This is a genomic window from Bacillus sp. FSL L8-0358 (genome assembly GCF_038593095.1).
Lineage (GTDB): Bacteria > Bacillota > Bacilli > Bacillales > Bacillaceae > Bacillus > Bacillus subtilis.
On the sequence record NZ_CP151962.1, the window covers coordinates 3,256,883 to 3,282,495 of the forward strand.

26 protein-coding genes and 1 riboswitch are annotated in these 25,613 nt (G+C 44.6%); of the genes, 8 read left to right on the plus strand and 18 right to left on the minus strand.

Annotation, left to right across the window (positions count from 1 at the left end; all coding sequences use genetic code 11):
• Positions 1–13 precede the first annotated feature (13 nt).
• Complete coding sequence (gene mrgA, locus NYE49_RS16840) at positions 14–475, plus strand: metalloregulation DNA-binding stress protein MgrA (protein ID WP_014477938.1); 462 nt, start codon at positions 14–16, stop codon at positions 473–475.
• 42 nt (positions 476–517) lie between these two features.
• On the opposite strand, the gene htrB is transcribed toward mrgA, so the two are convergent.
• The gene (gene htrB, locus NYE49_RS16845; protein WP_047183154.1) at positions 518–1,894 is read right to left on the minus strand and encodes a serine protease Do-like protein HtrB; all 1,377 of its coding nucleotides are present in this window, start codon (positions 1,892–1,894) and stop codon (positions 518–520) included.
• Between the two features lie 277 nt (positions 1,895–2,171).
• Between htrB and cssR the strand changes: the two genes are divergently transcribed.
• Both cssR and cssS read left to right on the plus strand, forming a co-directional pair.
• Complete coding sequence (gene cssR, locus NYE49_RS16850) at positions 2,172–2,849, plus strand: secretion stress-responsive two-component system response regulator CssR (protein ID WP_003228529.1); 678 nt, start codon at positions 2,172–2,174, stop codon at positions 2,847–2,849.
• Positions 2,846–4,201 (plus strand): secretion stress-responsive two-component system sensor histidine kinase CssS, encoded by a 1,356-nt coding sequence (gene cssS, locus NYE49_RS16855; RefSeq protein ID WP_003228527.1) that lies wholly within the window; start codon positions 2,846–2,848, stop codon positions 4,199–4,201. The genes cssR and cssS overlap by 4 nt, the downstream gene beginning before the upstream one ends.
• 27 nt (positions 4,202–4,228) lie before the next feature.
• On the opposite strand, the gene spxO is transcribed toward cssS, so the two are convergent.
• Complete coding sequence (gene spxO / locus NYE49_RS16860) at positions 4,229–4,393, minus strand: anti-adapter protein SpxO (protein WP_003221681.1); 165 nt, start codon at positions 4,391–4,393, stop codon at positions 4,229–4,231.
• Between the two features lie 167 nt (positions 4,394–4,560).
• Between spxO and NYE49_RS16865 the strand changes: the two genes are divergently transcribed.
• Positions 4,561–5,436 carry a TetR/AcrR family transcriptional regulator gene (locus tag NYE49_RS16865; protein ID WP_003243192.1) on the plus strand — a complete coding sequence of 292 codons (876 nt, stop codon included), beginning with the start codon at positions 4,561–4,563 and terminating at the stop codon, positions 5,434–5,436.
• A 39-nt stretch (positions 5,437–5,475) separates the two neighbouring features.
• Here NYE49_RS16865 and fumC read toward each other — a convergent pair whose 3' ends face one another.
• On the minus strand, positions 5,476–6,864 hold the full coding sequence (gene fumC / locus NYE49_RS16870) for a class II fumarate hydratase (protein WP_003228523.1): 1,389 nt from the start codon (positions 6,862–6,864) through the stop codon (positions 5,476–5,478).
• A gap of 66 nt (positions 6,865–6,930) precedes the next feature.
• Positions 6,931–7,116, minus strand: coding sequence for a YvzF family protein (locus NYE49_RS16875; protein ID WP_003221676.1), 186 nt, complete (start codon positions 7,114–7,116; stop codon positions 6,931–6,933).
• A gap of 117 nt (positions 7,117–7,233) precedes the next feature.
• Between NYE49_RS16875 and gerAA the strand changes: the two genes are divergently transcribed.
• Genes gerAA through gerAC form a run of 3 tightly spaced genes read left to right on the plus strand, consistent with a single transcriptional unit; the run spans position 7,234 to position 10,866 of the window.
• Complete coding sequence (gene gerAA, locus NYE49_RS16880; RefSeq protein WP_015483677.1) at positions 7,234–8,682, plus strand: spore germination receptor protein GerAA; 1,449 nt, start codon at positions 7,234–7,236, stop codon at positions 8,680–8,682.
• A complete protein-coding gene (gerAB, locus tag NYE49_RS16885; protein ID WP_047183155.1) occupies positions 8,651–9,748 on the plus strand; it encodes a spore germination receptor protein GerAB in 1,098 nt (365 codons plus the stop codon). Before gerAA ends, gerAB begins: the two co-directional genes overlap by 32 nt.
• Complete coding sequence (gerAC, locus tag NYE49_RS16890; protein ID WP_015384607.1) at positions 9,745–10,866, plus strand: spore germination receptor protein GerAC; 1,122 nt, start codon at positions 9,745–9,747, stop codon at positions 10,864–10,866. Before gerAB ends, gerAC begins: the two co-directional genes overlap by 4 nt.
• Before the next feature lie 7 nt (positions 10,867–10,873).
• Here gerAC and liaR read toward each other — a convergent pair whose 3' ends face one another.
• The 11 genes from liaR to NYE49_RS16945 form a co-directional block, all read right to left on the minus strand.
• Complete coding sequence (gene liaR / locus NYE49_RS16895; RefSeq protein ID WP_015384608.1) at positions 10,874–11,509, minus strand: two-component system response regulator LiaR; 636 nt, start codon at positions 11,507–11,509, stop codon at positions 10,874–10,876.
• A complete protein-coding gene (gene liaS, locus NYE49_RS16900; RefSeq protein ID WP_047183156.1) occupies positions 11,487–12,569 on the minus strand; it encodes a two-component system sensor histidine kinase LiaS in 1,083 nt (360 codons plus the stop codon). The genes liaR and liaS overlap by 23 nt, the downstream gene beginning before the upstream one ends.
• Positions 12,566–13,291 (minus strand): LiaRS two-component regulatory system accessory protein LiaF, encoded by a 726-nt coding sequence (gene liaF / locus NYE49_RS16905; RefSeq protein ID WP_015384609.1) that lies wholly within the window; start codon positions 13,289–13,291, stop codon positions 12,566–12,568. The genes liaS and liaF overlap by 4 nt, the downstream gene beginning before the upstream one ends.
• 33 nt (positions 13,292–13,324) lie before the next feature.
• On the minus strand, positions 13,325–14,197 hold the full coding sequence (locus NYE49_RS16910; RefSeq protein WP_047183157.1) for a DUF4097 domain-containing protein: 873 nt from the start codon (positions 14,195–14,197) through the stop codon (positions 13,325–13,327).
• 100 nt (positions 14,198–14,297) lie between these two features.
• Positions 14,298–14,975 carry a PspA/IM30 family protein gene (locus NYE49_RS16915; RefSeq protein ID WP_003228506.1) on the minus strand — a complete coding sequence of 226 codons (678 nt, stop codon included), beginning with the start codon at positions 14,973–14,975 and terminating at the stop codon, positions 14,298–14,300.
• A 26-nt stretch (positions 14,976–15,001) separates the two neighbouring features.
• Positions 15,002–15,382, minus strand: coding sequence for a cell envelope stress-induced membrane anchor protein LiaI (gene liaI, locus NYE49_RS16920; RefSeq protein WP_047183158.1), 381 nt, complete (start codon positions 15,380–15,382; stop codon positions 15,002–15,004).
• A 161-nt stretch (positions 15,383–15,543) separates the two neighbouring features.
• Entirely contained in the window at positions 15,544–16,812 is a 1,269-nt protein-coding gene (locus NYE49_RS16925; RefSeq protein WP_003244338.1) for an MFS transporter, read from the minus strand.
• Between the two features lie 176 nt (positions 16,813–16,988).
• Positions 16,989–17,570 carry a cob(I)yrinic acid a,c-diamide adenosyltransferase gene (locus tag NYE49_RS16930; RefSeq protein WP_017696410.1) on the minus strand — a complete coding sequence of 194 codons (582 nt, stop codon included), beginning with the start codon at positions 17,568–17,570 and terminating at the stop codon, positions 16,989–16,991.
• A gap of 22 nt (positions 17,571–17,592) precedes the next feature.
• The gene (locus tag NYE49_RS16935) at positions 17,593–18,921 is read right to left on the minus strand and encodes an ATP-binding cassette domain-containing protein (RefSeq protein WP_342411027.1); all 1,329 of its coding nucleotides are present in this window, start codon (positions 18,919–18,921) and stop codon (positions 17,593–17,595) included.
• The gene (locus tag NYE49_RS16940; protein WP_032726839.1) at positions 18,921–19,982 is read right to left on the minus strand and encodes an iron ABC transporter permease; all 1,062 of its coding nucleotides are present in this window, start codon (positions 19,980–19,982) and stop codon (positions 18,921–18,923) included. Before NYE49_RS16940 ends, NYE49_RS16935 begins: the two co-directional genes overlap by 1 nt.
• Positions 19,945–20,889: an ABC transporter substrate-binding protein gene (locus NYE49_RS16945; RefSeq protein WP_342410504.1), complete on the minus strand. Its 945-nt coding sequence runs from the start codon at positions 20,887–20,889 to the stop codon at positions 19,945–19,947. The genes NYE49_RS16940 and NYE49_RS16945 overlap by 38 nt, the downstream gene beginning before the upstream one ends.
• 104 nt (positions 20,890–20,993) lie before the next feature.
• A riboswitch (cobalamin riboswitch) is annotated at positions 20,994–21,133 on the minus strand.
• 153 nt (positions 21,134–21,286) lie between these two features.
• On the opposite strand from NYE49_RS16945, the gene NYE49_RS16950 reads away from it, so the two are divergent.
• Positions 21,287–22,078, plus strand: coding sequence for an SDR family oxidoreductase (locus tag NYE49_RS16950; RefSeq protein WP_326213143.1), 792 nt, complete (start codon positions 21,287–21,289; stop codon positions 22,076–22,078).
• A 36-nt stretch (positions 22,079–22,114) separates the two neighbouring features.
• On the opposite strand, the gene NYE49_RS16955 is transcribed toward NYE49_RS16950, so the two are convergent.
• The 3 genes from NYE49_RS16955 to yvrH all read right to left on the minus strand — a co-directional run bounded on the left by NYE49_RS16955 (position 22,115) and on the right by yvrH (position 25,517).
• Positions 22,115–22,993, minus strand: a complete 879-nt coding sequence (locus NYE49_RS16955) for an SMP-30/gluconolactonase/LRE family protein (protein WP_342410506.1) — start codon at positions 22,991–22,993, stop codon at positions 22,115–22,117.
• A 71-nt stretch (positions 22,994–23,064) separates the two neighbouring features.
• Positions 23,065–24,807 (minus strand): two-component system sensor histidine kinase YvrG, encoded by a 1,743-nt coding sequence (gene yvrG, locus NYE49_RS16960; RefSeq protein WP_342410507.1) that lies wholly within the window; start codon positions 24,805–24,807, stop codon positions 23,065–23,067.
• Complete coding sequence (yvrH, locus tag NYE49_RS16965) at positions 24,804–25,517, minus strand: two-component system response regulator YvrH (protein WP_003243545.1); 714 nt, start codon at positions 25,515–25,517, stop codon at positions 24,804–24,806. Before yvrH ends, yvrG begins: the two co-directional genes overlap by 4 nt.
• Positions 25,518–25,613: the final 96 nt, after the last annotated feature.

The following is a 25,613-nucleotide window of genomic DNA, read 5'->3' on the forward strand; positions in this document are numbered from 1 at the left end:
AGGACGTTATCTTATGAAAACTGAAAACGCAAAAACAAATCAAACATTAGTTGAGAATTCAATGAACACACAATTATCAAACTGGTTTCTTTTATACTCTAAGCTCCACCGTTTCCATTGGTATGTGAAAGGGCCTCATTTCTTTACATTGCACGAGAAATTTGAAGAACTTTATGACCATGCGGCTGAAACAGTCGATACCATCGCTGAGCGCCTGCTGGCGATTGGCGGACAGCCTGTTGCCACAGTGAAAGAATACACTGAGCATGCATCTATCACAGACGGCGGAAACGAAACATCAGCTTCAGAAATGGTACAAGCATTGGTAAACGACTACAAACAAATCAGCAGCGAATCTAAATTCGTGATCGGCCTGGCTGAAGAAAATCAAGACAATGCGACAGCGGACTTGTTTGTCGGATTAATTGAAGAAGTTGAAAAACAAGTGTGGATGCTTTCCTCTTACTTAGGATAAAAAAAGCTGAACCCTATTTGGGTTCAGCTTTTTGTTTTTTTCTTAGCTTGAACGGCTTTCTGTCTGCTTGGTCAGTGTCGCGTTCAACGTTTTCGTTTTTCCCTTTCGCAGCACTTGGATTGTTGTTTTATCTCCGACTTTTAAGTCTTTGTAAAGGATCTGACGGATATCCGCACTGCTTTCCACGTCTTTACCGTTTAGTTTGACAATGACATCCTCAGATTTAATACCTGCTTTTTCTGCCGGTGAATTTGCTTGAACTTCTTTTACATAAACACCTTTGCCCAATTGATCTCCAAACAGGCCGAGCGTATTTTCCTGATAAGTTTCAGGAACTTGTGACATGTCAATCATCTGCACGCCTAAAAACGGACGGTCCACCTTCCCGTTTTGCAGCAGCTGGTCAACAATCGGCTCGACATCATTGCTTGGGATCGCAAATCCAAGTGATTCCACGCCGCTTTCGCTCACCTTCAAGCTGTTGATGCCGATGACCTGGCCGCTTGCATTGATTAATGGGCCTCCGCTGTTCCCCGGGTTGATCGCTGCATCAGTTTGCAGCACGTTCATTTCCACCGTCCCTTGTGTTGTATCCACATCAATTGTCCGGTTCAATCCGCTAATGATGCCTTGTGTCACCGTACCGGAAAACTGCTGTCCGAGCGGGTTACCGATAGCGATTACCTTTTCGCCCGTGCGCAGCTGTGAAGAATCACCAAAGCTCGCCACTTTTTTGACGTTCTTGCTGCTGATTTCCAAAACTGCCAAATCAGTAATGGTATCGCTGCCGACAAGCTTGGCAGTTTCCGTTTCTCCGTTGTATAGCGTAACAGTCAGCTTGTTCGCGCCTTCAACGACATGGTTGTTTGTAATGATATACGCTTTATTGCTGTCTTTTTTGAAAATAACACCTGACCCGGTTCCGCTTTCACTTTCTGAGCTGGAGCCTCCTCCCGTGCCGAATGTGTTATTTTGAGAGGTTTGGATATTTGAGATTCCGACAATCGTAGGCTCTAAATCCTCTACCATATCAGCGATATTTGATGCGTTCGTTATCGGCGCCGTTGTAAAATTATCAGACTGCACCTGTTTATTTGCGGAAGCGGTCTCGGTCGCCTGATTTTGGTCTGACGGCAGATAAGGCGCGATGCCAAGCATGAGGCCCCCGCCGATAATACCGCCTAAAATCGGGCTCAGCCATGCGGCTCTCCGTTTCTTTTCTTTTTTCACAGCCGTTTCTTGCTTTTCCATTTCTATAGCAGAAGCCGTTTCCTGCCGTCCCGCTTCATACGACACAGGCGCGTCAAGCAATTCTTGTTCAGAATGTCCTATCAGTTTCTGGTTTTCTGTATTCTGCTGTTCTGTATGTGAAGGTTCAGTTTGATGTTGATCGTTTTGGCCATCACGTCGATAATCCATGTTCTTACACTCCTTTAACGGTTATTCATTTATCGTTACATATTCATCGCATGTACAAGTTCAATTGTCCCAATAATGAGGAGAAAAGCAAAGCACCAAAATAGAATATGTTTGATCATCCTACATCTTCCTCGCTCTTTTTCTCTTCCTTTCTTCCCTTATACATATCATAAACAAACATTGTGGGATAAAAATGAAAAGAATATGTGAAATTATGAAAATTGCCTGCCGTATGTTAAAACTAGTTTATAATGACGTTGAAAGGATGTGAAGAGCCTTGTCATACACCATTTATCTAGTTGAAGATGAGGATAACCTGAATGAACTGCTGACGAAGTATTTAGAGAATGAGGGCTGGAACATTACATCTTTTACGAAAGGTGAAGACGCCAGAAAGAAAATGACACCGTCTCCCCACCTATGGATTCTCGATATCATGCTGCCGGATACCGACGGCTATACATTAATAAAAGAAATCAAGGCGAAAGATCCTGACGTGCCGGTCATTTTTATTTCCGCCCGAGATGCGGATATTGACAGAGTGCTTGGCTTAGAGCTTGGCAGCAATGACTACATTTCAAAGCCGTTTCTGCCGCGGGAGCTGATTATCCGTGTGCAAAAGCTGCTGCAGCTCGTATATAAGGAAGCTCCTCCTGTACAAAAAAATGAAATTGCCGTCTCCTCGTATCGGGTCGCTGAAGACGCCCGCGAGGTCTATGACGAAAACGGGAATATCATCAATTTGACGTCAAAGGAATTTGATCTGCTGCTATTATTTATCCATCATAAAGGGCATCCGTACTCTCGTGAGGATATCCTCCTAAAAGTGTGGGGGCATGACTACTTCGGAACAGACCGGGTCGTTGATGATCTCGTCCGGAGACTGCGCAGAAAGATGCCTGAATTGAAGGTGGAGACGATTTACGGTTTCGGCTACAGGATGATGTCATCATGAAAAACAAGCCGCTCGCGTTTCAGATATGGGTTGTCATATCCGGCATCCTGTTAGCGATATCGATTTTACTGCTTGTGTTATTTTCAAACACGCTGCGAGATTTTTTCACTAATGAAACGTATACGACGATCGAAAATGAGCAGCATGTTCTGACAGAGTACCGCCTGCCAGGTTCGATTGAAAGGCGCTATTACAGCGAGGAAGCGACGGCGCCGACAACTGTCCGCTCCGTACAGCACGTGCTCCTTCCTGAAAATGAAGAGGCTTCTTCAGACAAGGATTTAAGCATTCTGTCATCTTCATTTATCCACAAGGTGTACAAGCTGGCTGATAAGCAGGAAGCTAAAAAGAAACGTTACAGCGCCGACGTCAATGGAGAGAAAGTGTTTTTTGTCATTAAAAAGGGACTTTCCGTCAATGGACAATCAGCGATGATGCTCTCTTACGCACTTGATTCTTATCGGGACGATTTGGCCTATACCTTGTTCAAACAGCTTCTGTTTATTATAGCTGTCGTCATTTTATTAAGCTGGATTCCGGCTATTTGGCTTGCAAAGTATTTATCAAGGCCTCTTGTATCATTTGAAAAACACGTCAAACGGATTTCTGAACAGGATTGGGATGACCCAGTAAAAGTGGATCGGAAAGATGAAATCGGCAAATTGGGCCATACGATCGAAGAGATGCGCCAAAAGCTTGTGCAAAAGGATGAAACAGAAAGAACTCTATTACAAAATATCTCTCATGATTTAAAAACGCCGGTCATGGTCATCAGAGGCTATACACAATCAATTAAAGACGGGATTTTTCCTAAAGGAGACCTTGAAAACACTGTAGATGTTATTGAATGCGAAGCCCTTAAGCTGGAGAAAAAAATAAAGGATTTATTATATTTAACGAAGCTGGATTATTTAGCGAAGCAAAAAGTGCAGCACGACATGTTCAGTATTGTGGAAGTGACAGAAGAAGTCATCGAACGATTGAAGTGGGCGCGGAAAGAACTATCGTGGGAAATTGATGTTGAAGAGGATATTTTGATGCCGGGCGATCCGGAGCAATGGAACAAACTCCTCGAAAACATTCTGGAAAATCAAATCCGCTATGCTGAGACAAAAATAGAAATCAGCATGAAACAAGATGATCGAAATATCGTGATCACCATTAAAAATGACGGTCCGCATATTGAAGATGAGATGCTCTCCAGCCTCTATGAGCCTTTTAATAAAGGGAAGAAAGGCGAATTCGGCATTGGTCTAAGCATCGTAAAACGAATTTTAACTCTTCATAAGGCATCTATCTCAATTGAAAATGACAAAACGGGTGTAACATACCGCATAGCAGTGCCAAAATAGACTGTAGATGTTTTGCAGTCTATTTTTTTATGTGAAAGAATAGCCGTTAAAATCTCTGTAATTTGTTTTGAGCGGCTGTTTGCATTGATGAACCCATTTTTTCTCTGACAAGGTCTGCTTCGGATATTTGACTTTCTCCACTTTGATTCCTCTGTTTCGCAAGCGGCTGATCATTTCGTCCAATTCTCTCATTCTAGATTCACCCTTTCGCTTGAGCTTTGACCATTCGGTCATCTCAATTTATAATATAAATAATACATGATAAAAAAACAAGTTACAATAAGGTTAATTTTATAACAGACGGTGTGACTATATGGTCATATCCTAGCAGGCCTCCGGGCTCCGAAAGGGTGGAACCATTGAAGGAAAAAGAAAAACTGATTATTGAAACAGCCTTAAAACTATTTGCCCAAAAAGGATACAACTCAACATCAGTTCAGGAAATCGCAAAAGAATGCAAAATATCTAAAGGCGCTTTTTATATTTATTTTCCTTCGAAAGAAGCGCTTCTTCTCTCTATGCTGAACTACTATTATGATAAAACGTTTACCCGAATTTTAAATATTAAAACGAAGGGCGACAGCCCCAGAACGGCTTACCGTAAACAGCTGACCGTCCTCTATGAAAACATTCTTGAACACAAAGATTTTATCAGCATGCAGTTGAAGGAGGGTTCTCTGCCTTACACAGAAGAAGTGGAGCAATGCGCAAAAAAAATCCGCCAGTCCTCACTTCAATTTCATATCGACAGCCTGCTGAACATCTATGGAAAAAAAGCGGAACCGTACACTGCAGAGCTTTGTTTTTTAATAGAGGGCATCAGCCAGATTTACCTGGAATGCATGATTTTGCTAGGGTACACTGTGAAGCCGTCTCAATTAGCTGATATCATTATGAATCGAATTGATGATATGGTAAAAGGCATGTCTGAACGAAACGATAAGCCTTTCATCACATTGGAAGAGGCGAGCTCTTTATTCGGGCCTCTTACGCACGGACGGCCTGACCCGCTGACTGAATCGATTGTGAAAAGCCTACGTGACAAAATTAACAGCTTAAACACAAACTCCTCTCTTGAATTATCGGAGAGCTTGGACATACTTGAAGCAGAAATGAAGAAAAAAACACCGAAGCTGGCGATCATAAAAGGAATGATTCATAATCTGACGGAGTCTGAAGCTCTCGCCAAAGATGCGGAGCAGCTTAAATATTTATTAAAACAGCAACATATTTAGAAGAACGGCTGCTTAAAAAGCAGCCGTTTTTTCCTTCTATTACGCCTTTGGTTTTACCATGTCTTCCGGCTTAACCATTTCGTTAAATTGCTCCTCTGTCAGCAATTCAAGCTTCAAAGCTGCTTCTTTGAGCGTCAATCCCTCTTTATGGGCAAGCTTGGCGATTTTCGCCGCGTTTTCATAACCAATATGCGGGTTCAGCGCCGTAACAAGCATTAATGAATTTGACAGGTTTTCCTGAATGGTTTCTTTATTAGGCTCAATACCGACAGCACATTTATCATGGAATGAATTCATGCCGTCACTGAGCAGCTGCACAGATTGCAGGAAGTTGTAAATAATAACAGGTTTAAACACGTTCAGTTCAAAGTTCCCCTGACTCGCCGCAAAGCCGATTGTCGCATCGTTACCCATGATTTGCGCTGCGATCATTGTTAACGCTTCGCTTTGTGTCGGGTTGACTTTACCAGGCATAATGGAGCTTCCCGGCTCATTTTCAGGAATGACGATCTCCCCGATGCCGCAGCGAGGTCCGCTGGCGAGCCATCTGACATCGTTCGCGATTTTCATCAAGTCAGCCGCAAGCGCTTTTAATGCGCCATGCGCATAAGTGATTTCGTCATGGCTTGTCAGCGCGTGGAATTTATTCGGCGAACTGCTGAACGTTTGGCCGGTCAGCTTAGTGATCTCTTCTGAGACAAGCTCTCCAAACTCTGGGTGGGCGTTGATACCCGTTCCGACAGCCGTTCCACCAATTGCAAGCGCACGCATTTTATCTGTCGCTTCCAAAATCATTTCCTTCGAACGGTCCAGCATGTGAACCCATCCGCTGATTTCCTGTCCGAGGGTCAGTGGCGTAGCATCCTGAAGATGCGTGCGTCCGATTTTGACAATATCATTGTATGCTTTTGCTTTTTCATCCAGTGTATTGCGAAGCTGATCAAGCGCCGGCACAAGCTGCTCGTAAACAGCCAAAACAGCGGCAACATGCATCGCAGTCGGGAATGTGTCGTTTGAGCTTTGGCTTCGGTTCACGTCATCATTTGGATGAATCGTTTGATCAGAGTTCTTCTCTTTTAATAAAGCAGTCGCACGGTTGGCTACCACTTCGTTCATGTTCATATTGCTTTGTGTGCCGCTTCCGGTCTGCCATACGACAAGCGGGAAGTTATCATCATACTTGCCTTTGAGCACATCATCACAAACCGCTGCAATCGCTTCTGCTTTTTCAGCATCCAGATTGCCGAGGCGTTTATTAGCTAGAGCAGTGCTTCGTTTCAAGATTGCAAACGCCTTCACAACACGCATCGGCATTTTTTCAGAACCGATCTTAAAGTTCTCCTTGCTTCGCTGTGTTTGGGCGCCCCAAAATTTATCAGCAGGAACTTTTACTTCTCCCATGGTGTCTCGTTCAATTCTGTATTCCATTTATGTATCCCTCCATAACGGTTGCTTCAATAGATCATAATTCGCCAATGACACAAAAAATCCTTTTTATTTTTCGATCTTGGCAGATTTTAATTTTAATTCAAGATATACGCGGGAATCCTTTGAATATTTGTATTTTGGATTCGTCCTACCGTACTCCTTTGATGTATAAGAGACATCATAATGCTTTTCAAATGATCTAATGAGCTGTTCAATTTCTTCTTGTTTTCCAGCTAGCCTTACCTGTGCCACTTCGTATCCTCCGCTTTCATAAAAAAACTTACTCCATGAAATACTCTAACACAGTATATCATTTTTTTAACAGGAAAAGATAACCTCTACTAAGGTTTTGGATAAGAGGTGACCTCATTGGAACAAACAGAGTTTAAGGAATATATACACGATAATTTAGCATTGGTGCTGCCAAAATTAAAAGAAAACGATGATCTGGTGAAAAACAAAAAAATGCTTGCGAACGGACTGGTTTTTTACTATCTCTATTTCAGTGAACTGACTGATGAGAATAAGGTGTCAGAAGCCATTAAAACTTTGATTAAAGATGAGGAGACCTTAACGCTTGACCAGGTCAAAAAACGCCTTGACCAGCTTGACGCAAGACCTATTGAAACCGCAAAAAAAACGATTGAATCGATTCTCAACGGCAATTGTGCTGTGTTTATCAACGGATTGGATAAAGCCTATATTCTGACCACAGGAAAGAAAAAAACAAGAAGCCTGACAGAGCCGACAACTGAAAAAGTGGTACGCGGCCCAAAAGTTGCGTTTGTAGAGGATATTGATACAAATCTCGCTCTGATCAGACAAAGAACCTCTCATCCCAAATTGATCACCAAAAAAATCATGATCGGCGAAAACAAGCTGAAGCCTGCAGCCATTATGTACATTGAAGGCAAAGCAAAAAAGTCCGTCATAAAAGAAGTGAAGGCGCGGCTTAAAAATATCCAGCTGGAAGATATCCAGGACAGCGGAACGCTCGAGGAGCTCATTGAAGATAATAAATATTCACCATTTCCGCAGATTCAAAATACGGAAAGACCTGACAAAGTATCTTCAGCCCTGTTTAACGGCCGTGTGGCAATTTTGGTCGACAGTTCACCATTTGTGCTGCTGGTGCCGGTTTCTCTCGGCATCCTGATGCAGTCCCCGGATGACTACTATGAACGCTGGATTTCAGCATCTCTTATCCGGTCGCTGCGCTTTGCTTCTATCTTTATCACCTTGTTTTTGTCATCGATTTATATTGCACTTGTTTCCTTCCATCAAGGGCTGCTGCCAACCGCGCTCGCCGTCACGATTTCGGCAAACAGGGAAAACGTGCCGTTCCCTCCGATATTTGAAGCCCTGCTGATGGAAGTAACCATCGAGCTGCTGAGGGAAGCCGGGCTGCGTCTCCCCAATCCGCTCGGACAGACGATCGGTCTCGTCGGGGGCGTAGTCATCGGACAGGCGGCTGTAGAAGCGAATCTCGTCAGTTCGATTATGGTCATTGTCGTCAGTGTCATTGCCCTGGCATCCTTTACCGTTCCTCAATACGGAATGGGTCTATCTTTCCGGGTGCTGCGTTTTATTTCGATGTTTTCCGCCGCTATTCTAGGGCTGTATGGGATTATTTTATTTATGCTTGTCGTATATACGCACTTAACGAGACAAACGAGCTTTGGGTCTCCGTATTTTTCGCCGAATGGATTCTTCAGCCTGAAAAATACGAGTGACTCCATTATCCGTCTCCCCATTAAAAACAAACCAAAAGAGGCGAATAATCCAAATGAGCCAAAAACAGACTCCACTGAAACTTAATACCTTTCAAGGTATTTCTATTGTTGCAAATACAATGCTTGGGGCCGGACTTTTAACATTGCCGCGAGCGCTGACCACTAAGGCTAATACGCCTGACGGCTGGATCACGCTGATATTAGAAGGTTTCATTTTTATTTTCTTCATTTATTTAAACACGCTCATTCAGAAAAAACATCAATACCCTTCACTCTTTGAGTATTTGCAGGAAGGGCTTGGGAAATGGATCGGCAGCATCATTGGCCTTTTGATCTGCGGCTATTTCCTCGGCGTAGCCAGCTTCGAGACCCGGGCAATGGCTGAAATGGTGAAGTTTTTCCTGCTGGAGAGAACCCCAATTCAAGTCATTATTTTAACGTTTATTTGCTGCGGTATTTATTTAATAATTGGAGGTTTAAGTGATGTGTCGCGGCTGTTTCCCTTTTATTTAACGGTAACCATTATTATTTTGCTGGTTGTATTCGGAATCAGTTTTAAAATTTTTGATATCAATAATTTGCGTCCTGTTTTAGGCCAAGGCCTTGGCCCCATTGCAAACTCCCTTACTGTCGTTTCCATCTCTTTTTTAGGAATGGAAGTGATGCTGTTTCTCCCTGAACATATGAAGAAAAAGAAATACACGTTCAGATATGCGTCTCTAGGATTTTTGATTCCGATTATCTTATATATCCTGACGTATATTATCGTTGTCGGAGCTTTGACCGCTCCCGAGGTGAAAACGCTGATTTGGCCGACTATTTCTCTCTTTCAGTCCTTTGAGCTTAAAGGCATATTCATTGAACGGTTTGAATCGTTTTTACTGGTGGTCTGGATCATCCAGTTTTTCACCACATTTGTCATTTACGGATACTTTGCCGCTAACGGGCTAAAGAAGACATTCGGATTATCGACTAAAACAAGCATGGTGATTATCGGCATAACGGTCTTTTATTTTTCTCTCTGGCCGGATGACGCCAATCAAGTCATGATGTATAGCGATTATCTTGGCTATATTTTTGTCTCCCTGTTTCTGCTTCCCTTCATTCTCTTTTTCATTGTAGCTCTCAAGAGGAGGATTACAGCAAAATGAAAATCCGGATTTTATGTATGTTTATATGCACCCTATTGCTGTCCGGATGCTGGGACAGTGAGAATATCGAGGAATTAAGCTTAGTGATCGGAGTAGGGCTAGACAAGCCTGACGATGACAATTTAGAGCTGACACAGCAAATTCTCGTGCCGAAAAAAATCAGCTCCAAGGAGGGCACTTCTTCTGACCCGACACAGCTTTCTATCACAAAGGGTGAAACTGTCCATCAAATGATGAGAACATCTGCATTAAAGCATAACCCTACGTTTTCACAGCATTTGCGTCTCATTCTGCTTTCCAAGAGCGTGATTGCGGATGAGATTGGAATGGATGCGATCATTAACCAGTTTGTCAGAGACAACGGAACAAGGAGGAGTTCGTACGTCTTTATCACCGACGGCCGAACTAAGGATATATTTAAAAAGAATGATGAAGGCGAGCCCGCATCCAATGTGATTTATGATCTGACAGAGAATAATAAGGTTACGATCAGAATGATGGAGCCTGTTACATTGGGGGAGATTTCAGAACACTTAACCTCTGACGATTCATTCCTCATCCCTCATGTCGGTGAGGAAAACGGTAAGCTCGCAATAAACGGAGCCACTATTATAAAAAATAAATTATGGCACCGGGATCTCACCCCGATTGAGGTTCAAAATATCAACTTATTTTCAGGCACTGTCGAGGGAGGCGTCATTGACTTGAAGCGCGATGGCCATCTCTTTTCTTATGAAGTATATTCGAGCAATCGGAAGATCAAGACGGCCTATAAGGACGGAAAGTTCAAATTCACTGTCACCCGCAATATTGAAGGGCGTCTATCTGAAGACTGGAATCCCAATGAAGATTCGTTTAAGGATTCATATATCAAAAATATTGAAAAGACAGTTGAAAAACGGGTACACGATACAGTAACAGCATTTATTACAGGGAAACTCCAGAAAGAGATCAAAGCGGACGTCACCGGGCTGGGAAACGAGGTCAGAATTCATTATCCTCAAAAGTGGAAAAAGATTTCAAGAAAATGGGATGATGATTATTTCAGCAATGCGGAAATAGACTACCGGGTCAATGTGATTGTCAGAGACTTCGGAACGAAAGGCGCAAACAAATAGCAGCCGCCTAATTTACGAGATGATTTCGGTGTGCGTACACCGCCGCCTGCGTCCGGTCACTGACATCCAGCTTTGATAAAATATTGGTAATATGTGTTTTGACTGTTTTAATCGTAATAAACAGTTCCTCGCCTATTTCTTTGTTTGTCTTTCCTTCTGCGATCAGGCAGAGTATTTCGAGCTCCCGTTTCGTAAGTGATTCATGCGGGAGCGCGTTTTCACCTGAGTGGCGCAGCCTGGATAATACTTTTCCCGCCACTTTTGACTCCAGCTTCGGCTCTCCCTTGCTTGCGGCGCGGATGGCATCAGCGATTTCTGCCGCTTTTGAGGTTTTCAACAGATAGCTGAGCGCGCCAGCTTCAATAACCGGGTACACTTTGTCATCATCAATGAAGCTAGTGAGCACAATAATTTTCGGGTCGGAAAGCTCCCGGCAAATTTGCTTTGTAGCTTCAATGCCATCCATTCCCTCCATGACAAGGTCCATTAAAATGACATCAGGCGACAGTTCCGCAGCAAGCCGAACACCTTCGCTGCCGTCCGATGCTTCGCCGATGACTTCAATATCGGGCTGCGCCTCCAAAAAAGCCGCGAGCCCCATTCTGACCATTTCATGATCATCAATCAATAATACTCGAATCACGTTCGTTCTCTCCTTTTTCTTCCGGGAAAATCGGGACCTTCACTTCGATTTGGGTGCCTTTTCCTTCTACTGAAATCACTTCGGCGACCCCGCCGATTTCACTTGCACGTTCTTTCATAGAATTCAAGCCGTATGAGGATGCTTTTACCTGGTCCATTTTAAAGCCTTTTCCATTATCAATCACCTTCAGACGGAGCTGGCTGTTCTTTATGCCCAGAATCACGGTTACTTTTGACGCTTTTGAATGTCTAAATACGTTTGAAAGGGCCTCCTGCACGATTCTGAACAAATGGTCTTCAACACCCTTGGATATCGCTGTGTCCTGTATATCCCACTCAATATCAATCGGCTGCTTTTTTCGGAACTCGTCCAAAAGCTCCGTAAGACCCTCCTTCAGCCCTTTTCCTTCAAGGGTAACAGGCCGTAAATGGAGCAGCAGCGCCCTCATCTCATTTTGGGCTTCGCCTGCCATATGCTCGACCATCTTGATCCGCTTGACTGTTTTATCATCAGCACCCTTGACATGTTCCAGCACGGCTGATGTCATCATCGATATTGCAAAGAGCTGCTGGCTGACCGCATCGTGAAGATCTCTGGCCAATCGCTGGCGTTCTTCTGAGATAACCGACTTCTTCATTTGCGCCTGCCATTCCGCACGTTCATTGGAAAGCTTCTGCAAGGATGCTACTTGAAGCTCCACGCGCTTCGCCATTTCATTCAGCTGATCGGCGGCCAGGCCGATTTCATCATCACCGAGCGGCGGTATCCGATAAGCGAAATTGCCGTTTTCAAAGGTTAAAATGGATTCAATTAATGTATCAATCCTTGTCTTCAACCGATTGCCGTACATATACCCTGAGGCGAAACCGACGGTCACGCTGATCAGCAGCAAAATCAGGATAAACGGAATTCCGAACCAGCTTGATGACAGCAAAACAAGCGGATCGAGCCGATAGTAAAACATCATAAAGGAAATCAGGCAGGCAAAAAGGAGCAGGCTGATTCCCGTTGTCATGCGGATGGCGCGCCATTGGAGGCTGGCAAGCATTTTTTTTCTCATACGTACTTCACATCCACATCACCGATAAATAAGGAAACGGACACTTTGACCCGGCGCTTTGACTCGCTGAAATCGGTTGACGCGGCATATACCTTCGTGCTTAATCCGCTTTTCTTCGAGCCGATCAGATTGATGTCTCCTATAAAAACAGCCGAGCTGACAGCTACTTCAAGGTCCGATGGTACATAAATATCAACGTTTCCAATGACTCCGCTAATGACGATTGTACTTTCTCCCTCAGGAATCATTGCTTTAGACAAATCGATTTTGATATCACCGATAAAACCAGAGACATTTAAATCATTCAGGTCAAACGGCTGCTTCATCATTTGCAGCTCTCCGATAAAAAAGCTGCGCATGTCGGGATGTTTTACATCTTTTGGCGGCTCATGATGTTCTTTTTTATTGAGAGTGACCTGTTTCTCATTCGGTTCAAATATCGGCTTCCCTTTGATAAGCCTGTAGCCGGCGTAAATCAGAAATGCGGCAAACGCATAGCCGAATAAATTAAAGGTGATGCTGAAGAGGTTTTTCAAAAATAGAAACGCGGCAAAGATATACATGACGGAGCCAAGCCAATCACGGGAATATTTTTTAAGGAAATAGCCGGCAATCAGAAAAAAGAGCGGCCAAAACAGCAGATCGCCTATTCCGATAATTTGCAAAAACATACTGATGCCGAATAAAGCAATGATCAATCCGAGAAGCTGTTTTTTTGTCATTCCTGGTGTCCGCCTCCTTTCTTCTGCCTGGTGCTACCGTATCGCTAGATCCCCGCTGTCCGTTTTGATGTCGATTGGATGCCGGCCGCTTCCTTGCGTGCCTGTGATGTGATGCTGTTCTTTATGTGCTTTATCAGCAAATGAATACGGCGAACTGACGTCACCGCTTGCTGATAAAGCATTGACTGCAAAGCTGCCGTTTTGGGGAAGGCTTAAATTAGCATAACCGCTCGTCAGCGTGACAGATACGGGACCGGTTACCTTTTTCAATACAGCATTAAAATCTCCTGAAGTCATTTTCACATCAAGAGAGCCTGATACATGAACCAGATTTGCGTCCCCTGAAGCTAAATCAATGCCGGTTGTTTTGGAGACGGTATTTGAAATGGAAACATCCCCCGATGATGCCTTCACTTTCAGGTCTTGAAGGCGGACGTCCGTCACGCTCGTATTTCCGCTCGCAGATACTGCGTTCAGCCCGGAAAGCGCAAGATGGTCATTCCCGGCCACAGACACGTCGCCGCTTGAGGTTCGTACTGCCAGATCACCTTTATAATCATACGGAAGCCTGACGATAAGAGTTGAACGGTTAAACCCATTCAAAAATTGAAATTCTTTTTCCTTTACGGTCAGCTCCAGTTTTCTTTTGTTTTCAGTAACAAATAACTTTCCTGAGTCTCCTGAAATGCCTGCCGATATGTCACTTCGTTCTTCCGCTATAATCCGGACATCCTTGCTATCCGACTCAATGACCATGCTGTCAATGTCCCGCGGCGATGCGCTGGCTGAATCGGCTTCTGTGCCATTTATGAAACCTAGGCCTGCAGCAAACACATCTTTTACGACAACGGCGAAAAAAACCAGAATACCGGCAGTGATCAACAGTTTGCCAAGCATTTTTTTCATTCGGTTTCATCCTTCTCATTCATTCTATTATAAAGGAAAAGCTTGCGAATTGATACGTGCGGAAGGGAAGGACTTGACCGCAAATCCTTCCCCGTTCCGCTTATTCATTTGCCGCTTGTGTCTGGTCTGATTTTTGCAGTGAAAGTGTCCGCATTTTTTCAATCTCCGCTTCCACATCGTCTGCGAATTCTTTACGTGTAAGTTCTGTGCCGGCTTCCGCTGACTTTGAATAATTCGCGCGGATTTCCATTTCTTCAATACGATTTTCAATACGTAAAAATTCACGATACGCGCTTTCACTGTCAATTTTGTCAAATGTCGTATTCATATGCTCTTTAGCTTTCGCCGCATTTGCCCGCGCAATCAGCGCCTGTTTTTTATCCTTTACGTCCTGAAGCTTTGTTTCAAGTGCAGCCAGCTGCTCTTTCAGATCAGCCAGCTGACTGTTTGCCTGTTCATAGGAAGCTTTATGCTCAGCCGCCTTCCCTTCTAAATACTTCATTTCAGTCAGCGCCTTTTTCGCCAGTTCTTCTTCACCCGCGTCAAATGCGAGCTGTGCCTGATTTTTCCGTTTGCCAGCCACTTCAGCGGCTTCTTCATATTTTTTCTTAAATTGATAGGCAATCGTGTGCTGTTTCACAATTGTTTGCTTTGCTTTTGCGATGTCGCTTTCCATATCGCGTACATATTGATTCAGCATCACCTTTGGATTCTCCATTTTATCAAGTCCTTCATGAACTGACGCAACAAACATGTCTCTGATTCTTTTTAATACCATACCTAATTCCTCCTAATATATTGATATTATTTTTTCTTCAAAAATTCTTCCCATTCGTCATCAAAGTGAGATTGGTAGGCAGCAGAAGCCGGTTCAGGATCAAAAGATGATACACCGTTATCAGCTGATCCGTTTTTCATCAGCTTCCAGCCGTAATACACCATAGCGGCTGCCAATGCGATTCCGACGACAAACGGAAGTGAGCAGATGAGCATAATGGCTCCGATACCGCCCACGATGATTCCCGTGATGGTTTTTCCCGCGGCAAACCTTTTGATTCCTGCGTATGTCATTAAGCTCCCGATGGCGAGCGGGATGATAAAGCCGAAGCTTCCTCCTCCAAAAAAGACAGAGATCCCAAATACAATTAATAAGAATCCGCCTACTGTTTTCTTGTTTATCTTCATGCAGATCCTCCTTTCGTTTTCCTTGTCTTCATCTTATACAAGTTGGAAGATATGCAAAACGAATCAGAGATTGATTTTTATATAAGACCGGAGTCGTATCTGGCACCGGACCCATCGGCACAAAAAAACGCCATGCACGAGGCATGGCGTTTTAAAACCCTTTATAGATGAACACTTGCTTCCCTTTCTTTAATCAGGTCGGACCTTTCTGCTTTGGCCAGTTTTGTAAACAGCAAGATTCCGATACCCGCAATAATTTCTACAATCCCGCCGACAGCGATCACTTTACCTGAGCCGAAAGCATTAGCGGCATACCCGCAAATGACAGCTCCGGCAGGAATCGAAATATTTGAGATCATATGTATAACGGCGTAAACCTGCGGCTGATCCTCACTATCCACAGACGTCTGGATAATCGTGTACTCAGGAACATTAACAGCACTGACTGCGGCGCCAAAGGTAAAAGCAGCGAAAAAGACGAGCGGCAAAAAGGTATTCATCCCGGTAATAAAGAAAGCAAATCCTTCAATAATGCCGGCAGTGACGAATAACAAGCCGTACCTGTTTACCTTGACTTTCGCCAGCACAAACCCTAATAAAAACGCGCCCGCGGCGGTGGTGGCCTTTAAAAGCGAGTATACGATCGGCTGGCCGTTTAAATCTTCCGCAACGTATACGGCAGAGAGCGCTTCCCATGGGGCAGCCGCGAAATTCATAAAGATACAGTAAATGGCGAGCGGATATAAAATCTGGTGTTTTCTGACGAGCCTAAAGCCGCGTTTCAGTCTTCCGATATATGTGCCTCTCTGTGTAACAACCGCAGACTCTGATTGAGATTCAACCGCAGTGTACTTAATAAAAAGAACGAGAAAACCTGACACCAAATAGAGCACAAGTGCGATAAGCATGGTATAAGAAGGACTGATAAATGTAAGAAAAGCGCCGCATAATGTGACAGCCCCAAGCCGGACAATTTGAGCGGAGGATTGCAGCACAGCGTTTGCTTTTTGAATGCCCTGTTCATTGACGATTTGAGGAATCAAAGCGATAGAGGCGGGATTGTAGGCAGCTCCAGTGGCTGAATGCACAATCATAAGCGTCATGACAAACCACAGCGGAGAGAAGCCCGCAAAATGACATAGAGGGATAATCAAAACAATCGCCGCCCTTGTCAGATCTGAAAAGTACATCCAAAATTTCAGCGTGGTCTGTTTCATAAAAGGCCCCGTCACAGGCGCCAGAACGGCTTCCGGCAAAAAAGTGACCGCAATCAATAAAGCAGTGCCGATCGCACCTTTGCCGTCATAAATTAAAAACCATAATATTGAATTAAATGCGAACATATCGCCGGATATCTTGACTATTCTTGAGAAAAACAGATAATTGAAATTTCTCTTCCAGATGCTATCACTTTCAATTAAATTCACCATCCATCAGAGCCCCCCACTGCCTATTTTTTACATCTATTTATTACAATATCTCATTTTTCCATTTTTCAGTCAATAATTCATAAGGTTCATTTTTTGTCGTAAAATGGGAAATTGACAGAGTGAAAAACAAAAAAGCCGGCATATATTTGAACACGCCGGCTTTCGGTTTTCACTTTTTATGATTCGCTGCTGTTTCGGTCCCGAAACACAATGGCACTTCTTTCATATTCTACATCGCCAATACCGCTTCTTGCATTCACAACCCGGGCGGCGGCAAAGAAATAATCGGACAGACGATTGAGATAACGCAGCACTGTTTCATGAATCTCCTCCGATTTCATCAGCGCCACCACTCTTCGTTCTGCCCTCCTTGTAATGGTGCGGGCGATATGGAGAAGCGAAGCACCCTTTGATCCGCCTGGAAGAATAAATTTCTTCAGTTCCGGCGCTTCTGCTGTATAGGCATCAATGCGCGTTTCTAAAAAAGAAACAGATTCTTCCGTTAGTTTATAGTCTTTTCTTTCTGTGACGATTGCCAGATCGCCTCCGCAGTCAAACAGCTCATGCTGGATGGTCAGCAGCTCGGCTGTCAGATCTTCAAAGCCGGGCTGCCCGGAAAGCTCTGCCAAAGCAAGCCCGATAAAGCTGTTAAGCTCGTCAATCGTGCCGTAGCTTTCGACGCGTAGGCTGTCCTTGTCCGTTCTGCCCCCGACTAAGCCCGTTTGTCCCTTATCGCCTGTTTTTGTATATAGTTTCATACCCTGAATCTCCTTTACAGACTTATTCAAACAACTCAGCAGCCTCTTTTACACATTCAGCTGTCCCTTTCTTTATCAATTGATTCAGCCGCTGTTCTATGTTTTCGGATTGCTGAGTTTGAGTCGCGGCGATGAGAATATCACCTGTGCCTCTTCCGTCTCCCAGCACTTTCGTCCGTTCTGCTTCGGCAGCCATAAGAGCCTTGATGAAGAATTGATCTGCCGCATAGCCGTTAATCAAAATCCAAATCGAAAAGCCGGTCTGAACGCATATGAAAACGGATAACTCTCCGTCTTCATATGTTCGATACACGAAACGGTCAAGTCTTTCTGGAGAAGCCATCGCACACGTCTCCTGCAGTTGAAAACCGCTTTCTGAAAGACAGGCCGTAAGTCCTTCTATCGGATCTGGCTGATCTGGCAGCCGTTTATGGATCAGCGTCCTGCTCCACGAAAACCCTGCACCGATAGGCGTCGAGGACAATGTTCGAAGCGGGATTTCCGTTTGCAGAAGAATGTCATCACGCCCCGCTTGGAGCAATGCTTCAAATGGGATAGACTGCCGCTTCACGCTATCTTTTTCAGGCTGAATCACAATCATCGGTTTATGTGAGCTTTGATGTACCAAGGCGGTGACATCTGTATCGTACACCGCCTTTATGCTTTGTTCTGTGACAGCATATTCCGGTTTTTGCTTAGGCCCGGCGGTACCGTTTTTCATAAACATGAGCTCATCACAGTACAGGCTTGCGGTGTTCAGATCATGAAAAACGCTGACAGCTGCCAATCCGCTTTCTCTCGTCAGGCGTTTGATCAGATCAAGCAGGTCTTTTTGATAAGCCAGATCGAGAAAATTAGTCGGCTCGTCCAAAAATAAAATGCGCGGCTGCTGCGCCAAAGCTTGTGCCAAATACACCCGCTGCTGTTCCCCTCCGCTTAGTTCGCGAATCGGCTTTTGCGCAAAATCGGCCACTCCTGTTTGCTCCATTGCTTCCTGTACAATGGCTTCATCCTTTTCAGTCTGCTGTCTGAACAGTCCCGTTTGGAATGGATATCTGCCAAAGGCTACAGTTTCTTCGACGGTAAAGGTGAAGGCTTGATCCGTTTTTTGCGGCAGGACAGCCATGATTTGCGCCAGTTCCTTCGGTTTATAGTCCGCCAGCAGTTTTCCGGCCAGATAAACCCTGCCTTCCTTGGCCGGCAGCGTACCTGTCAGCAAGTGCAAAAGCGTGGTTTTTCCGCTTCCATTAGGGCCAAGAATTCCGAGAAATTCTCCCTTCTCCACGGTTAAGCTGATATTGTTAATTAGGCGGCTGTCGCCGTATCCTCCCGACAGCCCTTCTGCCTTCATCATAAGCTTCTCCCCCCGCGGTGCTGCCGAATTAAAATAAGAGCGAACACAGGCGCTCCCGCCAAGGACGTAATGATCCCGATCGGCAGTTCAATCGGCTCAATGATGGTTCTGGAAAGCAGGTCGGCTAAAACGAGAAATCCTGCCCCGAGCAAGGCGGACAGCGGCAGTAAATGCCGATGGTCCGTTCCCCACAAAAGCCTTGTGATATGCGGAATCACAAGGCCGACAAAGCCAATCGTACCCGATACTGCCACAGCGCTTCCCGTCAAAAGAGATCCGGCTATTAGAATCATCATCTTCCTCTGCTGAACGCTGACTCCAAGAAGCTTTGCTTTATCTTCTCCATATGTCATCACGTTCAATTCCCTTCCGTTTATAATCAATAAAATGGTTCCCAAAAGAAAAAACGGGAGAAACAAAATAACATAGCTCCAGCCCCTCATTGAGACGCTGCCAAGCAGCCAATGCACAATCGGAAGCAGGTTGTCTCCTGTCAAGGCGATGATAAGAGAAATAAATGCGCCCAAAAAAGAGTTGGTGATGACACCGGTCAAAATGAGGGTGGAAACAGACATCGAAGCATGAACGAGGCGGCTGAAGAAAAGGACCGCCGCCATCGTGGCAAGTGCCGCGGCTACACTCACAACCGGGAGTGTAAACCCTCCGATGACAGGAAGGTGCAGACCTAAGAACAGAGTCACAACAGCTCCGACTGAAGCACCGGATGACACACCTAGCGTATAGGGATCAGCAAGTGGATTTTTCAACAATCCTTGAAAAGCAGCCCCTGCAATAGAAAGAGCCGCCCCCACAAGGGCGGCCAGCACAACTCTCGGCAGTCTGATATTCATCATAATATTAGTGTACATCGGATCATCAGAACCAATAGAGCCGCCGAAACCTTGATGCCAAAAGACACGAAAAACAGCGGGAATAGGAATATGCAGGCTGCCGCAAGAAATTCCTAAGATGATGCTCACGGCTAAAAATGAGAAACCAATGATATATGCGGCATAACGATTATTCCTTAAACGTATCCGGGTAAATGCTTTCCGCAAGTTCTTCGACCCCTTCGATCAGACGGGGACCGGAACGTGTCACAAGATCAGGGTCCACATCATATACACGATGATGTTTCACAGCATTGATTTCGCTCCAGCCATCGCGTTTTTCCACAGCTTTCGCTTTCACACCGTCCGTTGTAACAATTGCATCAGGATTGAGTTTTACGATCGCCTCGTCTGTCATTTGCACCCATCCTGTCTGATCCGCAGCTGCGTTTTTAGCATGGATGACATTCAGCATTTCATTCATAAACGTATCTTTTCCGGTTGTATAAATGTCAGGATCAGGAGAAACCTCGATAAATACGCTTTTCTCCTCGTCTTTTGAAATGGTTTTCGCTTTTTCTTGAATATCCTTTAGATCTAATTTCATGCTTTTCACGAGCTGATCAGCTTTTTTCTCCGCCCCGCCAGCTTCTCCGATCATTTCAATTGATTTGTACACCTCGGAGAATGATTGTGCATCATTGACAGTCAGCACTGTAATGCCCGCGTCCTTCAGCTGTTTGATGGCATCCGCTGATGCTGACATGGAAGACTCATGGGCCAGAACGAGATCTGGTTTTAGAGAAATGACTTTTTCAACATTTACATTCATATCTCCGACTTTCTCAACCTTTTTGACTTCCTTTGGATAGGTATCGTTTGTGGTGACACCGACCACTTTGTCACCAAGGCCGAGTGCGTATGTAATTTCTGTGTTGCTCGGCATTAATGAAACAATCTTTTTTGGCTCTTTTTTGATGGTTACATCTTGGTTTGACGCATCATCAATGGTGACAGGAAACGCTTCTGTTTTTTGTTTTGCCTTTGAATCCTTCTGATCCGCAGGATTGCCGCAGCCTGCCAGCATAACAGCAGCCAACAGGAGCGCAGTCCATATCCCGGCTTGTTTTTTCATAATCTTTTCCTCCTAAACGAACTAAAAAAGCATCTCTACGACGGTAAAGATGCTGTAAACAACACAAAAAAGCCTATTGTTTACACATCATCTGTCCTCGCAGAATTCGTGCTGATCAAACAGGCAGGTATCCTGGCTCTTGGCGCTTGGCCAATTACAGTGGCGGGACCGCACCGGCTTTTACCGGTTTCCCTTTTAAGCCGGCTGTTGTTCACGGACCGGCACCTATTTGACATTCGTATCCTTTTTTCGGAGTAATTATACTATATGACTGACAGGCTTGTATATGTGTCCTGAATGACTTTTCCCCGTATTGTGTATGGGAGCAAAATCCTCGTAAACACTAAATTTGATCTTGTATACTTAATACCATCATCAATCAAAAGGAATGATTCTTATGGATTTACAGCTAAAAGACAAACTCGTCTTAATCACCGGCTCGACGTCCGGCATCGGGAAAGCCGCCGCAAAAAGCTTTCTGCAAGAGGGTGCGGCAGTCATTGTCAACGGACGCAAACAGGATACTGTCGATCGCACGATTGAAGAGCTTTCTGGCTATGGAACAGTGCACGGTGCTGCTGCCGATTTGTCAAAAACAGATGAAGCAGCGGCTTTTATCGAAAAAGTAAATGAAATCGGTGATATCGATATCCTTGTCAACAACCTTGGTTTCTTCGAGGTAAAAGACTTCGCCGATGTGACAGATGAAGAGTGGAATCAATATTTCGAAGTGAACGTGATGAGCGCCGTTCGGACAAGCCGTCACTTCCTTCCAAAAATGCTTGCCAAAAACAGCGGCCGTATTTTAAATATCGCAAGTGAAGCAGGCGTCAAACCGCTGCCAACGATGATTCCATACTCAATGACAAAAACGGCGCTGATCAGCCTTTCAAGAGGAATGGCTGAAATGACAAAAGGCACAAATGTGACGGTCAACTCAGTGCTCCCGGGACCTACTTGGACAGAGGGCGTGGCATCCTATATGGAAGGCGCCGCACAAGCAGCCGGCCAGGATACAGATACATTTATCAAAGACTATTTCAAGGTCAATGAGCCAACCTCTCTTATTCAGCGATACGCGACAGCAGAAGAAGTCGCCAACACAATCGTATTCCTCGCGTCTGACGCCGCATCCGCCATTAACGGCACGGCACAGCGTGTGGAAGGCGGCATTATCCGTTCTCTGTAGTATAAAAAAACGCATCCGTGTTTCGGATGCGTTTTTTTATACGTCTCCAGCAAATGGTACCGGCTGATATCCGCCTGTTTCCAGTTGTGCTGAAAACAACCCTCCAGCGTGAGGCTGCTCGTATCTCTCTTTTTCTGTCATTTGTTCTGTTGCCGTTGTAATGTAAAGGGTTTTTAAGTCTCTGCCGCCGAACGCGCAGCACGTGACATATTTAGCCGGCACGCTGATTGAATTGATCTCTTTTTTCTGAAACGGGTCAATGTGAACAACGCGGCTGCCGCCAAACAGCGCCACCCACAGCATGCCATTTTGGTCAATTGTCATGCCGTCCGGCAATCCGTCCGACTGATCAAAACGATAGACAGGTTCTGGATTCGAAACATCTCCGCTTTGAGGATCATAGCTGTAACGCACAATCTCCTGCGTCGGCGTATCGATGTAATACATCAAATTCCGCTCGCGGTCCCAATCCAAACCGTTTGAGGTGGAGACTTGATCCTTGATTTTGACAAGACTGCCGTCTAGATTCAAACGGTACAGCGACGCCTGTTTTTGCTCGCCTTCCATGCTCGTCGTCCCCGCCCAAAGCCTTCCGTAAGGGTCACATTTAGCATCATTAAATCTCAGGCTCTCATGCATGTCCTTCGGCTGTTTAATTTTTTCCAAGCTGTCATCCCGAAGATGATACAGGTAAAACCCGTCCTTCATCGTCATAATCAGTTCATCCTTTGAATATTTCGCAAGCGCCGTCACAAAGGATTTGAATTTGATTGATTGGTTGATTTTTTCTTCAGGGTCAAAGATATGGAGTTCGCTCCCCAGGATATCAACCCAATATAAGCGGCCGTTTTCTTCATCCCATAACGGGCCTTCTCCAATCACTGCCCGAGTGTCTGCTTCCAATACTGCATCCATGTGTTACACCTCTTTAGCTTCAGTCTATATATTGTTATTCCCGGCAAAGAGGTGTCCAAACCACTTGATGTTTAATGTTTTTTAAAAAGGATGGTAATGACCGTTCCAATGTTCATTCTGCTGTTCACATGGATCGTTCCGTTATGGAGATGGACAAGCTCCTTGGCAATCGCGAGCCCGAGACCCGTTCCGGCAGTTGAATCTTTTGTGTTCGTCCCTCTGTAGTAACGGTTAAACAAATGGGTAATCGTTTCTTCATCCATTCCTTTCCCATTGTCCTTCACCTTTAAAGATATATGATTTTTTGTTTGCTCCAGAATGACTTGAATCTCTGTTCCTTTGCCGTTGTGCTTCACGGCATTCCCAAGGAGGTTTTCTAATATGCGCCTGAACCACGCTTCATCAAGGGCAAATTCAATATGCTCTTCTTTGGATACAAACGAGATATCATAGCCTTCAGAAAACGGATTTTTCTTAAAATCCTCAATGACATTTTTAAAAAACGGGATAAGGCTAGTGAGATTTCTCTCAATAGGAAGAGCATCATTTTTCAGCCGATACGTTAAATTTAAATCTTCAATCAGCTTGGACATGTATTCAGATTTTTCTCTGACAACCTGCCCCATTTCTTTCACTTCTTCCGGCGACCAGTCATACTGCTTCGACTCGAGCATCATGCTGTAGCCGTAAATGCTGCTGAGCGGTGTTTTTAAGTCATGTGACAAACCGGCAATCCATTCTTCCCTTGTCGCCTGGATTTTTTCTCTGTTTCTTTTATCCCTTCTCAGCGTTTCAGTCAGCTGATCCATTGATTCAAATATCTCACCGAAGAAGCGGTACGGCTGTTTGATTTTTCCCTTTTTATTTTTGCTGACAGGACGGCCTTCCCGGTTTCTGGGTTCCTCAAGCTTCCCTTTTGACAGATTGACCAGCCATCTAATCGTGTGAAAAATCGGCAGCCCGAATCGGAACATATACCAAACGGTCATCCAAATGATATACATGAACAAAACGGCCATCACGAGAAACATCGCTTTTAATACAACCTTCAGGAATGATTTGTTAAACTCCTGATCGGTTACATAGACTGGGTTCGGCACCGTAGCGACCATCCATCTGTCTTTATTGAGGATCTTAACGGAAATTTCCCGCTTATAGTTCCAAGGCTTAGAGCTGTATTTAAGCAGCTCCAGCTGGTTCATCGTTTTTCTTTCGCTTTTTGTACTGTTGATGCTGTCGAGAATCTTTCCATTGCTGTCTAACAGGTAAATGGCGCCTTTTTTCCGTTTAATATAGTCGATGGTACTGGACTTATAGTGCGCTAGTGAGTCTATCTTTTGTTCGCGCTTTTCAACCGAAGTCAGGAGCTGTTCACTTTTTGATTTCCAGCCGGACAATAGAAGATACGACTTATCTTCAATATTGATGGCCCAATAATTCAGTTTATAGTTATGAAGCTTTTTGGTTTTATAAATAGACAAAAGCTCTTTCTTGGTATAGGTGCCAGGCACGTCTTTTGGCACGCTGTAGGAATAATCAGTGTTTCCTTCCGAATCAATGATTTGCATCCAGCCGTGCTGTTTATCAACAGATTTCTTCAGGAAATTATCCACTTCCCATGTCCCGTCTTCGTTTACATCGAGATATGCCTCAAGTGTGTCGGTCGTTGCCTTCGTCAGCCCTGAATTGGATTCCGCATCGCTAAAACGAGCGTCTAAATAGAAAAACGACGCAACAAGCATAACCGTAAGCAGCAGGATCACAATCAGCATCTGGCCGAAAAAGTGAAACAAAAACTTCCATCTTAACCTCATGACCGCTTGCCTTCAGGATTTGGGATAAAACGATAGCCGAGACCTCGAACGGTTACAATATACTCCGGATTGCTCGGATCGCGCTCAATCTTCTCCCTAAGCTTGCGAATATGAACCATGACGGTGTTGTTGTCACCGTAGGAAGGATAGCCCCATACTTTTTCATATATTTGATCTTTGGAAAGCACCACGTTAGGGTGTTCACAAAAATACTGCAAAAGCTGCAGAAGCTGGGCTGAACAGGCAACGGCTTCCCCGCCTACGATCAACTCGGCATTTTGCGGAGAAAAAGTAAAATAATCATATGTGTAGGTTTGATTTGAACTCGTTTCTTTCGATTGATATGTACGCTTGAGATGTGCTCTGATCCGCGCCGCTAATTCCAGCGGATTAAATGGTTTTGTGATATAGTCATCAGCTCCAACCGCAAAGCCCGATAATTTGTCCGCGTCGGATGATCTTGCCGTCAGGAAAAAAATCGGAGCGTCTGAATACTCTCTGATCAATGTGCAGGCTTCAAAACCGGACATTCCGCCCATCATGACATCCAGCACAATCAAGTCAACTTTATTGGCCTTCACAACGGGAATTGCTTCTTCTGCGCTTGCCGCATCCAGTATATTTCGATAACCTTCTTTTTCGAGAACGCGTTTGATCATGTCCACAATCGCTTTCTCATCGTCTACGATTAAAATTGACGCATTTTCCACTTTTATGTTCCTTTCTGTCACTGTTTTTTTCATCTTATCATTATATCGTTTATTTATGGTACATTTTTGAATACATTGGAGCTTGGCAAATCAAAA